Source organism: Rhizobiales bacterium NRL2, assembly GCA_001664005.1.
Lineage (GTDB): Bacteria > Pseudomonadota > Alphaproteobacteria > Minwuiales > Minwuiaceae > Minwuia.
Genome location: CP016093.1, coordinates 3,428,764 through 3,441,189, shown reverse-complemented (window position 1 = coordinate 3,441,189; position 12,426 = coordinate 3,428,764). Strand labels below are relative to the sequence as shown.

The 12,426-nt window shown below is 59.1% G+C and carries 6 protein-coding genes and 1 pseudogene; 4 read left to right on the top strand and 3 right to left on the bottom strand.

Features of this window, described 5'->3' with window-relative positions:
• Positions 1-41: 41 nt before the first annotated feature.
• Positions 42-577, bottom strand: a pseudogene (locus tag TEF_16035) (ATPase).
• A gap of 107 nt (positions 578-684) precedes the next feature.
• On the opposite strand from TEF_16035, the gene TEF_16030 reads away from it, so the two are divergent.
• The 4 genes from TEF_16030 (at position 685) to TEF_16015 (ending at position 7,638) form a co-directional block, all read left to right on the top strand.
• Complete coding sequence (locus TEF_16030; protein ANK82131.1) at positions 685-1,020, top strand: hypothetical protein; 336 nt, start codon at positions 685-687, stop codon at positions 1,018-1,020.
• Positions 1,021-1,034: 14 nt separating this feature from the next.
• Complete coding sequence (locus TEF_16025; GenBank protein ANK82130.1) at positions 1,035-2,126, top strand: addiction module antidote protein, HigA family; 1,092 nt, start codon at positions 1,035-1,037, stop codon at positions 2,124-2,126.
• Positions 2,127-3,077: 951 nt separating this feature from the next.
• A complete protein-coding gene (locus TEF_16020; GenBank protein ID ANK82129.1) occupies positions 3,078-5,906 on the top strand; it encodes a hypothetical protein in 2,829 nt (942 codons plus the stop codon).
• A gap of 331 nt (positions 5,907-6,237) precedes the next feature.
• Positions 6,238-7,638 (top strand): hypothetical protein, encoded by a 1,401-nt coding sequence (locus tag TEF_16015; protein ID ANK82128.1) that lies wholly within the window; start codon positions 6,238-6,240, stop codon positions 7,636-7,638.
• A gap of 183 nt (positions 7,639-7,821) precedes the next feature.
• On the opposite strand, the gene TEF_16010 is transcribed toward TEF_16015, so the two are convergent.
• Entirely contained in the window at positions 7,822-9,168 is a 1,347-nt protein-coding gene (locus tag TEF_16010; GenBank protein ID ANK82127.1) for a restriction endonuclease, read from the bottom strand.
• Positions 9,165-12,233 (bottom strand): hypothetical protein, encoded by a 3,069-nt coding sequence (locus tag TEF_16005; GenBank protein ANK82126.1) that lies wholly within the window; start codon positions 12,231-12,233, stop codon positions 9,165-9,167. The genes TEF_16010 and TEF_16005 overlap by 4 nt, the downstream gene beginning before the upstream one ends.
• Positions 12,234-12,426 lie beyond the last annotated feature (193 nt).

Below are 12,426 nucleotides of genomic sequence, written 5' to 3'. Positions count from 1 at the left end.
CCAGGTCGCGCAGCCGGACCGGGCCAGCAGGATGCCGGGCCTTACGCGCGGGTCTTGAAGCGCCAGCTCCCGTTGCCGGTCTCGACGATGTCGCAGTGGTGAGTGAGCCGGTCGAGGAGCGCCGTCGTCATCTTCACATCGCCGAAGACGCTGGGCCATTCACCGAAGTCGAGGTTGGTGGTGACGATGATGGAGGTGCGTTCATAGAGACGGCTGATCAGATGGAAGAGGAGCTGCCCGCCGGTCTGGGCGAAGGGCAGATAGCCGAGCTCGTCGAGGATCACAAAGTCGAGGCAACAGAGCAGATCGGCCGTGCGGCCCTGGCGGTCATCGCGCGCCTCGGCATCAAGCTTGTTCACGAGGTCAACCACGTTGAAGAAGCGGCCCCTTTGCCACTCCGGATGCAGGCGCGCGCGATGCCGACGGCCAGGTGCGACTTGCCGGTTCCGGTGCCGCCGATCAGCAAGACGTTGCGCTGATGCTCGAGGAACGCGCCGCCGGCGAGGTCGCGCACCAGCGTCTCGTTGACCGGGGCGTCCTCGAAGTCGAACTCGTCGACTTCCTTGGCCAGCGGCAGATACGTCTGAGCCGTCTCACCGGACGCTTACGCTCAGATTGAGCTTGCACCCCTTGATGTGACGGGATAAAACATTACGTAATACGTAACGAAAAAGAGACGATCCGTTGGACATCGCCTTCCGGACCCGAAAGCTCGAGAAGACCTTCAACTCAGCTGACGGGCTCCAGAAGGCGTATGGTGCTCGGATGGCCAGGACCATCATGAATCGCCTTGCCGTCCTGAAGGCGGCTCGCGCCTTAGCCCTGGTGCCTACGACGCCGCCCGACCGGCGGCATCAGCTGCGAGGAGATCGGGACGAGCAGTTTGCCGTCGATCTCGTGCACCCGCACAGGCTCGTTTTCGAGGCCAATCATGATCCGGTCCCCCGCAAGGAGGATGGAGGGATCGATGTGGAACAGGTGACCGCGATCACGATCACCAACGTGATCGACTATCACTGAAGGAGGAGAGAGACATGGCGACAGCAATCAATCAGTTTCGGCCGGACTATGCTGTACCGCCGGGGTGGGTCCTGGAGGAACGCCTGGAGGTGCAAGGCATCTCGCACGCTGAGTTCGCTCGGCGATGCGGCCGCTCTCCCAAACTGATCAGTGAGATCATCGCGGGGAAGGCATCCCTTGAGCCGGAAACAGCTCTCCAGTTTGAGAAGGTACTCGGGGTGGATGCGAGCATCTGGCTTGGTATCGAGGCCGATTACCAACTCCACCGGGCGCGGGAGAGTGAAGCGGCAGACTCCGAGGGCTCCAGTGCATGGGTGAAGGGATTTCCGGTCAAGGAGCTAGCGAAACGCGGCGCTATTCGTCGGCCCAAAACCGATGCAGATGCGGTCTCAGAGCTCCTAGCGTTTTTCCGAGTTGGATCGGTCGACGCTTGGAATCTCAAATATGGATTGGCGAACGTCGCCTATCGCCATTCGCCGAGTTTTAAGAGCGACGAGACGGCCTTGGCAACGTGGCTCCGTCTTGGGGAGATTGAAGCTGAAGGGCAGGAGTGCGCCGACTACAGTGAGAACCGGTTCAAAAAGGCGCTGAAGGGAATCCGCGAATTAACTCGTTCGTCGATCGAACAGGCACTGCCCCGCTCGCGCCAGCTTTGCAATCAGTCAGGTGTCGCGCTGGTATTGGTCAAGCCATTGCCGAAAACGGCCCTGAGCGGTGCGGCATGGTGGCAATCTCCAAGAAAGGCCGTGATCCAACTGAGCGCTCGTCACAAGTCAGACGATCACCTGTGGTTCAGCTTCTTCCACGAAGCAGCTCATATTCTGCTGCATAGTAAGAAGAACGTTTTCGTCGATGAAGTGAACGGGGGTGACGCTGAACTCGAAGCCGAGGCGAACGCTTGGGCGGCGGACACTTTGGTTCCCCGAGCTGCCTGGGAACGGTTCGTTCAGAGCTCTCCTCGCAGGGAGATCGCAGTTCGGACATTTGCGGAGGAGCAGGGCATTTCGCCAGGAATCGTTGTTGGGATGCTTCAACACCAAGGCGTCCTTCCCTGGACACATCTAAATCGCCTCAAGGTCAGACTGACTTGGAAAGACGAGGCGTAGCCCTGGGTAGAGCAGCCGATTGAGGATTGGGTACGAATGGCCGAGATCGATTTTGACGCGATTGATGATTGGGCTTCGCCTCTCCTGTGACAGTTCCTGCAGACGCACACGCGTCTCGGTATCCTCCGAACGCTTCGAGCGGCGCCGGTAGACGCGTGGATCGATTCTGGCCAGCCAGCGTACTGAGCCGGCGCACAAACGGAAGGGCTCTCGTTCTGAACGAGGGAGCCAAGGGGCTCCAGACCAAGAATCTCTTCCAGCGTCGCGACGTCCACAATTCACACGGCCAGTATCTTCCTCAGCTTCGCGTTCCTCGCCTCCAGCGTCTTGAGGCGTTTCGCGTCTGCGATCTCCATGCCGCCATATTTCCGCCGTCATTTGTAGAGGATCGCATCACTGACCCCGTGCTTGCGGCAAAGATCCGCGGCTAGTCATGCCGGCCTATTGCTCCTTCAGGACCCCTATGATCTGTGCCTCGCTAAAAAGGCGTTTCTTCAGCGACTAATTCTTGTTTGAAGAACAGCCTATTTTCAAATCGAAGACCTTCCGGGGAAGCAGGACAAGGATCTCTCCATCCTTGAATTGTAATGGGAGTTCATTCATCGTTCTCTGGCTGGAATGAGGGCGCGAGGCATCATGGACACCACACCTGCCTGCGGTGACGACGGAATTGAGCCTAGGCCGTTCGAGCCGGGTGATGTGGTTAGATTCCGTAACGATCCTGACCGCGTCGGCATCGTCACAGAAATCTATCCGACGGATCCAAACCGCTGTTCGCTACGCCTCGTGCAAACCAATCAGGTCAAGCGGAACGTCCGCGTCGATCAGCTGGTTCTGGTGCCGAAAGCGCAGGAAGATCCGGCGGACATGCTCGAAGCCGGTCAACTGAGCGATCCGTCTTCCCTTCGGCGCCTGATATCGCACATCCGCCTGACCGGACGCCTCTCGGACATGCTCTACAGCATGGAAGTCTCGGATACCGATTTTTACGCGCATCAGTTCAAACCGGTGCTCAAGATGCTGGCCTCGCCGACCGGCGCCCTTCTCATCGCCGACGAAGTTGGTCTGGGCAAGACGATCGAAGCCGGTCTGATCTGGGCAGAACTGAAAGCTCGGTTCGACCTCAACAGACTGCTGGTCGTTTGCCCGAAAGTCCTCAACGAGAAGTGGCGGTCGGAACTTCGGGAACGTTTCGACGTCGACGCCCATGTCGTCACCCCGAAAGATTTACTCTCGGATATCGGTGACGAGTCTCGTCGACGGGGTTTCGCCGCCATCTGCGGCTTCCAATCCCTTCGCCCCAACGCCGGCTGGGACGCCGAATCGTCAGGACGACCCTCCAACGCCTTCGCGCGACTCCTGGACGAAAGGGCGGAGGACGAACCGCTCTTCGACCTCGTCATCGTCGACGAGGCCCATCACATGCGGAACGACGACACCAAGTCGCATGAGTTGGTTCGTCTCCTTCAGCCCACGACCCAGCACCTTCTGTTTCTCTCCGCGACGCCGATTCACCTCGGTAACGAGAACCTCTATGCGCTACTGAAACTCGTGGATCCGGCGACGTTCCGGGACCAAACCGTGCTCAACGAAATCGTGCAGGCCAACGAACCGCTGATCCGCGCAAGAGAGGCGATATTGAAGCACGCTTCGAAAGAAGAGGTACTGGAGATCGCCTCTGACGCGCGGCATCACAAGCTCCTGAAGGGCAACCGGCAGCTCGACCAGCTCATGACCGAACTTGGAGAAGTGTCGAGGCTGACGAACGACAGCCGTGCCGCTTTCGCGTCGCGTTTCGAACAGGTGAACCTGCTCGCCAACCTCGTCAACCGAACGCGCCGAAGGGATGTCGAAGAGTTCCGCGTCCGACGTGAGGTCGGCCAATACCCGGCGACAATGAACGAACGGGAGCGGGAGATCTACGACCGAGTGACCGTGTCGATCCAGAATTTCGCCCTCATCAACGACGTACCCCAGGGTTTCCTGTTGTCGACCCCGCAACGGCTACTCTGCTCCAGCATTCCCGCCGCCTTGAGACACTGGGGCGTCGGTGACTCGATCGGCGGTTCCCTTTCCGACGATGACGAAAGTGAAGTCGAGGACAAGCCGATCAACAATGCCATTCGGTCGGCCCTCAATCCCCTCGATGACCTCCTAGAAGTCGTTTCAAACGACACGAAATTCGTCGAGTTGAAGCATGCACTCGAGACGTTCTTCCGGCAAAATCCAGAGGAAAAAGTGATCGTATTCTCGACATTTCGGCCGACGATCGCCTATCTGGCGGAGAGGCTCGATGAGGTCGGATTTCCTTGCATACAAATGCACGGAGATACGAGAGACCGTGCCGCGACCGTTCGCTACTTCCGGGACGATCCCGAAACGCGGGTGCTCCTCTCTTCGGAAGTCGGAAGCGAGGGTATCGATCTCCAGTTTTGCAGGACCGTCATCAACTACGACCTGCCCTGGAACCCGATGAAGGTAGAACAGAGGATCGGCCGTGTGGACAGGCTCGGTCAGAAGTCCGAGTTCGTCCGCGTGATCAATCTCTACTACCGGCATTCGATCGACGAACAAATCTACGGCCGCCTCTACACTCGTTTGGAAATTTGCGAGAGGGCTCTCGGCGGATTCGAGTCCGTTCTGGGCAAGGAGATCGAAACGATCACAGGGCTCCTTCTCAAGGGCGCGCTGGACGACACCGAGATCGAAGATCGGCTCGAGCAAACGGCGATGGCGATCGAGAACAAGCGGAAGGAGGAAGACAGTCTAGAAAAGCATGCGGGGTCACTCATCGCGCACGGGGATCACATCCTCCAATCGATCCACTCGGCCAGAGACATGCATCGATGGCTGTCGGCGGAAGACCTCGCCGACTACGTCGAAGACGGTTTGAGGCAATTCTACCCGGGTAGCCAGGTGCAGGGTCCGGACAAGGCCGGCAATTGGACGATCAAACTGTCCGACGAGGCACGCAGTCAATTCTCCCGTTTCTTGAAGGATCACAAACTGCCTCGCGGCCAGCTCACCGAAGGGTCCGGCGGCGTGAAGTGTCGGTTCGGTCGGCCCGACCGCGACGTCAAGGAAACGGCAAATGCCGAAACCGTCGGTCAGACACATCCCTTACTCCGGTTCCTGTCTGGCAAAAAATCACAAACCGAAGAGGTCGGGGTCAGGCCGGCGATCGCGATCGCCCTGGACACCTCGACACTGCCGAAGAACCACAGGCTGCCACCGGGATATTATCTAGTCGGCGTCGAGTTCTGGAGATTTGGTGGCGCCTATGACGAACAGAAGATCGCCTACGCGGCACTCGACCTCCAGAATGGCGAGTTCATCGAGGACCAGGCCGCCGAGAGTTTGACCCAAGTCGCTGCGGCAAATGGACGACTTTGGCCCAACGCCAGGTTGGAGGTGGATCTCGAGAATGCGGCCGACCTCTGCAAGAGCAAGCTTTTCACCCGACTGGATGATCGTTTCGGAAACGAGGAGGCCGAGAAGAGAGCGAGCCTCGAAGATCGGGCCGACATTCAACTTCAGACGCTCGAACGACGGCACGCGACGGCGAAGGAACGTGTCGAGGCTACGCTCGCCAATCAACGCTATAGGCATTCCCTAGGCGGCAAGGCGGCCCGAAAAACCGAGGCCATCATTCGGATGAACGAAGGCAAGCTACGCAAGATCGATCGGAACCTGGAAGAAGGACGGAAGACGATCGAAGAGAACAAGAAGCTCGATCCCGAAAGTGAGCGGCTCGCCGTCGTGCTTGTTTCGGTCAAATAGACGGGCCGATCAAGGAACGTGGCGGATGAAACGACGGCGAAGCGGAATTTTCGGATGGCTGCGAGCCCTGCTTTTTCGGAGCGCGAAGGACGGTCAACAACGACGGATCGAGGTGCCACGAGGCATCGCTCAGGTTCTGGCGGAAACTCCGACTTCATCGACGTCACCCAAAGCCGAACCGGTGAAATGCCCTGACCTGGACACCCCGAGACCTGACGAGAGGAGCGCCGACGTGTCACCTCCGACATCTACGAGAACCGAACCGAAATCGACACCCGGGACACGGGGCGGCGCGAGGAAGATTCCGGCGAATCTTCCGAGGATCCCGAAGGTGGGAGAGATATCGGAAGGCGCAGCGCTGGAACTCGTCCTCGACCACGCGGCCGCCCTACTGACGATGGAACTTCCCGCGCCGTCAGGCGAAGCACCTCCGCCGCCCAGCCAAGATGTTGCGCACGAAATTGAAGGTCGTCTGCGAATTGGCCTGACCGCCAACCCCGAGACGAAGAACGAACCCGGTCTTCAAGATATCCACCTCGGGATCGATTTCGGAACCAGCTGCATCAAGTGCGCAGCGTTCTTCCCCTATCAGGCCGGCGAACCCGTCGTCGCCGTTCCGGCGCCGGGAAGTCTGGCGCAGGAGAAGCACGCTTACCTTTGGCCGTCGGCGGTATGGGTTTCGTCAGATGCCGAGGCCTCCTTCTCCCTCTACGACAGAGGTCCGGACACTCCAGTTGCCGGGATCAAGAACAGGCTGATCGTCAAACCGTACGAGTCCGACAATCCGGGTGTCTCACCGTCCGTTGCGGCCGCAGCCCTGCTCGCCTTGCATTTGCGACAGATGAAGGGCCACCTCGTGAATACCTATCCGGCGTATTTCGAAGTGCCGCGGGCGGAGTGGACCGTGAATTTCGGATACCCCGCCAGTTCGTTGGACGACGACGAAGTGGCCGTTCGTTTCCAGCGATGTTGTGCGGCGGCTCTCGATCTGGAGCGCAGCGGAAAGCCGATTTCAATCGAGACCGTCACCGCCGCGTTGGACCGGGTGGCTTCGTCATACGGGACCGTCCTGGAGGAACACGGCTCCGGTGTCGTACCGGAGATGACGGCGGCGGTGTCCGGCTTCGCACATGCCGGTCGCTTCGAAGACGGACTCTTCGGGCTGGTGGACATCGGTGGGATGACCGTCGATTGCTGCACATTCAATCTCATCCAAAAATCTTCGGGTGACATCGAATGCCCGATATTCGAGGCTGACGTCCTTCCGCTCGGCGTCGAGGTCTCGAAGCGTTGGAGGGAAGTGGGGGGGCTTCAGCGTCATTTCCGTCAGGCCGTACAAGGCATGGCGCAGAAAGTCATTTGGGCCACGAAGCGCCTTCGGTACCCATCCAGTCCCCGTTGGAAATCCGGCTTGCCGGTATTCGTGGTCGGCGGCGGCATCGCGTCGAAGCCCCACAAGCAAGCCACGGCAAACCTGGATGCCTGGTACAGATCGAGCACCAAGGATACGACCGGCGGCGGGATCGAGGTCGCGGAGCTTTCTCCGCCCAGCAATTTGCAGCACGAACTTTGTTCCGACGATGAGGCTCAAAGGCTGCTTGTCGCGATAGGTTTGGCGAGGCCAGCGCACGAAATCCTCAAAGTCGCCTTTCCGCGAGAGATCGACGACATGAACCCCAAGCAATCGACTTGGCTCGCCGACAGCCGCTTTGTCGGAAAGGAACTGACCTAATCGATTTGTAAAATGGTGCACTGGTCGACAAGGGGCGGCCTTGCTGTTCTATATCTGCAACCGAATTCGGCCAGTGTCGATCTAGACCCAGTGACGTGACCCCCGAAAATTCGCATCCCAATCGGACCAGTTTGAAGGGTGAAGTCCACAATCACCCGTGGACGCAGGTCGGGTCAAAAACCGTCATAGCGCTTCGACAAGCGGTTCCCCCGCCTTGCCATGTGCTTCTGGTCTGTCTTCATGATCCAAGCAACTCAGGACCAGCTGTCGAAGGGCGTCCCTGTGGTCTCGCTGAGTGCCGGCGAGATCCTGCGTCGCTACGATCAACTTCTCGTCCGAGTCCGTTGTCGCGATTGAATACCATCGGCGGATCGGTTCGGTAGGTAAGTCCCCATGGTGCGGATAGAGCAGTATGACCTTCGGACAGTTGTAAAGTCTGCCGTAGGCCATCAGCTGGTACACGTCCGCTTGGCTGACGCCTTGCTTAGGGTCGTCGATGCGCGGGGTCATGCGTTTCCACTTAGTATCGATGATGAGCGCGATCTGCTCGCCTTTCCGGATGATGAGGTCGGGACGCGTCCGGAACCGGCCGATGTCGCCCTCGTAAAGACAATCCCGGTGTCCCCCTTGCGATGATGCGCGGAATTCCGTGCCAGAAAGAGCCCGCGACAGGATCCGTTCGACATACATTTCGAACAGAACGTTCATCTCAAAGAGCAGTGCATGGCCGTCGATAGCCCCGGCGCTCGTCTTCTGGTGCCGATCCGAAAGAAAGAGACGGGCTAGGGACAGAAGATCCCGCCAACGCCGGTTCGTACGATCGAGGACAATCCGATCCCACTGAAGCGCGATCGGGGGGACGTCGGCGACGTCGGCGTACACGAAAGCCAATTCGCGCAACGCGCGTTGGTTATCCGGCGCCGCGGTCTGCCGCGACAGCTTGCGGACCGCTGCTCGCATGACCTGGTTCAGCGCGATGTCCGGCGAAAGGGCGTCGAAACGGCACGCAAGCTTCTGTGGAGAGAGCGCGAGCGTGGAGAATTGACGAGTTACGTCCAGCCGACCTCGGAGGGCGGGCAGGTTATCTTCGTGTTCGAGGTAGTGGCGCGGCATCCCTTGGCGGACCGCATCCGTTAACTTCGTGCAGAACAGGCGGATTAGCAATTCGAGCACTGTCTCGCGCTGCCAACCGAGCTGCGTCATGGTGCCGGCTTCGATTGGCAGATCGTAGGTCACCGCGAGCATGTGGATGAGTCGCGCACGGAGGGTTGTATCGGAGACTTCGGTCTCTCCGCCTCCCTCGATCTTTGGAAGAATCTCGAGCTGGCAGTCTGGAGTGGCAATGACGCCAACGACGCCACGTGCGCGAAGTCCTTTGCGTCCATGCTCCAGCACACCCTCGCCCCCGCGACCGGAAAAGACCGACGCCCGCGCGACCGCGGCGAGGCGATCTGCCTGCGCTTCGGGAATCTCGGCGTTGCCAGATCCGTAGCCGATGCGCTCCCATTCGCGGATCGTACGGCGGATCATGGACTGACCAACTTACCGTAGTCGAAGCCTTCAACTTTCGAGCGCACTTCCCAACGAAACCGGGGAGCCGCGTCACCATCCTCAAGACCTGGAGGTGCCTTCAGGACCGAGCGCTTGAGAAAGCCGCCAGTGATCGAGCCCTCGTGCGACTCCAAATCGCCGAGCACTGCTGCGATCTTGGCCCAGTCTTCGAAGAAATATTCTGCCAAGAGTGGGATGACCTTGTGGCGCATGACCTCGTCGACATCAGTTCGGGAGATGCACGCAGTGAAATAGGCATGACCGATCTGATGTTCACGGTCGTAGAGGTACTCGATCCGCTCGTTGATCGTGGAGAGAATTTGCGGCAGGGCGGCCCCGCATTTCTGGGCAGCTTCTTTGAGGACGGATGCGTCTGGCATCATCTCGCGGAAGGTGAAGCGGCGCCTGAGTGCGGTGTCGAGTAGCGCAATCGAACGGTCGGCGGTGTTCATTGTGCCAATCACATGGAGGTTTGCCGGCACGCCGAAAAGACGCTTGGAATAGGACAGCGTGAGCCGGATCTCGTTTTCAGCCCGCAGCCTCTTGTCGGGCTCTAGAAGCGTAATGAGCTCGCCGAAGACCTTAGAGATGTTCGCCCGATTGATCTCATCGATGATGAGGACGTGGGGGCGAGCGCTTTCCGCGGGGACCGATCTGTCCACGCCGAAAACAATATTCTCCAAGCCATCCCAGTCGACCAGAGCGCCATTCAATTTGTAGACGGTGTGTTGCCGGAAACCATTGGGATAAAATCTCGCACGCTCCGTTCCTTGGTCATCGCGCCAGAGCCATTCGACCTTCCGACGGTGGGGATGACGTTCGGCATCAGCGTCAAAGAAGTAGTTGCTCGTGATCGTGCCGAAGGCGCGCATTCTGTCACGCCCATCTGAAACGACGACGTAGTCACCTACCTGCATATCCGAGCGAAAGGAAAAGGTGCAGACGAGCTCGCCAGCATGGCCGCTGACTTCCTTGCCAGTCTGGCGTTTCAACTCGGCCTTGATTTCCGTCCAGTCTTCAAACTGCTCATCCGACCAATCGATCTCTCCACCCCAGCCATGGCGGATTTCGTTAGCATCAAGAGCGGTCTTGATTTGCTCCTCTTCCTGGAGCCGTCTTCCGAGGGCGACCTTAAAGATTGGACGCGTGCGATCGAGCCGGCCATCGCCCGAATCTTCGCCTGGGTCCAAGCGAGCCCGTTCGCAGATCCGCTTGAAAATGCCATCCTCGACCTTGAGGCGGAAACCGGCTGCATCTAGTTCGTCGGCGTCCAGTTCTTGGCCTTCTGCGCCCTGTGTCTCCGGTCGCAGGCCCTCGACGAACTCCTCGTAGCTCATCGACTGGTGGAAGGTGACGAACTCGATGCGCCCGGCCGCCAAAAGCCGTTGGTAGGCTGTCATGAGCTCGGCGCGATCTTCCGGGACCAGCTCGCCGCACAACTCCACCGCCTCGACTGCGGTCGAAAAAGTCTTTCCTGTCCCGGGCGGGCCGTAAAGAATGAGGTTTACGGGCGAGATCGACATCGGCTTCTCCGGGGGTTCACTTTTGTCGGCGGTTTCGTCCGCGTCCACCGGTGCGGTGACGGTTTTGTCGTTGGCGATCCAAAGGAAACCCTGGATGTCCAGCCAATCCTGCGGTTCCCACCGCCACGCGTCGCGCATGATTTCGAATATTTTTGCGAAGCCGTCAGCCAAGCGTCGATAATCCGTCACCATATCTGCCTTGGCTTCTACGAACAATTTTTCCCCGGTCAGCGCTTCCCACGCCTCGTTGATCCGGGTGATCTTGAGTGGGGCTATTGCGCTCGGTCGCACCATGGCCAATGCGGAAGACAGAATATTGATCCGCTCACCGTAGGTAAGCGATGTAGCACCACGCGCGCGTAGCGCATCGAGAGAGTCATGCGCCGTTGCCAAGGCAATCTCTGGCGGCTCCTCGGATCGGACCAACCGACCAATGATCGCGTGGAATTCTGCGAGCAAATCCGCGGCATTCTTGGCGATTGCGTCCTCGGTCTGCCATCTGACAAGAGGGCCGTCCTTCGCGGCGGTCTTCAGGATCTCAAAGACGTTTTTGCCGAGAATCTCGTCAGTTGCATTTTCTGCAAGCGCCGACTGGACCCTATCGATTGCCGCGACCTTGTAGGCTTTCTCCTTCTTGGCCCAGCCGGTGCCAGGTTCGACGAAACTCCGAAAGTCGGGGCAAAGGGCAACGAACCTTTCACGTAGTTTCTCCAGCGCCGGTTGGCTGGTGCCACCCCGTGGTGGAACGCCAATCGCTTGAGCAATTTCGGGAGCGAGTTCATACCGAACGAGCTTGTCGCCTCCGTAGGTCAGATAGTTTACCCGCCCACCCGCGATCGCCTTGACCCTCGATGCCAGGCCGTCGACGAGCATCGCACGGGCGACATCGACGATGTCTTCTGTCTCAATCACCTCATCCGCCTTGTTGCCGGCACCTTGTGGCTTGATCCGAAAGGCCGAGACGCGGGTGTTGCGGTTGAAGTTCCTGACCGGCTGGAAAGGTGCATCTGTCGCATCGAACAGAACAAACGGTCGCTCGTCACCGGACTGGGCTGTTTCACCGAGGTTAAAGCGAAAAACAGTGGCAGAGCTTTGGTCGGCTCCGATCCGTTCCGGTTCAGGGATCTGCGCCATTTCTCGAAACATACGCCCGCCAAGTGATTGACAGATGTTGGGCCACGCTTCCTTGAGGCCGAGAGCCTCGTTCACATCGCGGACCAATACTTCGACGTGGTCCCGACCTTCGTCCTGTGCGGGCTCGATGTAGTGCTCAAGGACGTACTGCCGTATCCGGTCAGCATCCTTCGCGGCTCCCGGAGGGTCGCCTGCCAAAAAACGCCCATACTGACCCAACCAGCTGCCCCAGTTGGAGAGCCTGTTGTGGGGATTCTCGGAGTCCGGCATCAGGATGCGGTAATCCTGCCCACCGTCGCGAGCGTCCTCTCGCATTTTCCGCAGACGCTCCCGAAGCGTTTCAAACCTGTCAGCTTTCCATGCTTCGTCGAGGTCCTGATACGGCATGCCGAGCGCGGCAAGACTCCGTTCAATGGCTCGGATCGCATATGCGCGCGATCTACGTCCCGCCTCGGTTTGAGCACCGCCCCGTTCGAGCCATGCCTTAAATTCGAGTTCGTCCGTCATTCCTAGACACGACTTCCTAGTTGTCACTCCATCTGACGGAGGACTCTCCTATTTGATCGAGGCAGCCGCAAGT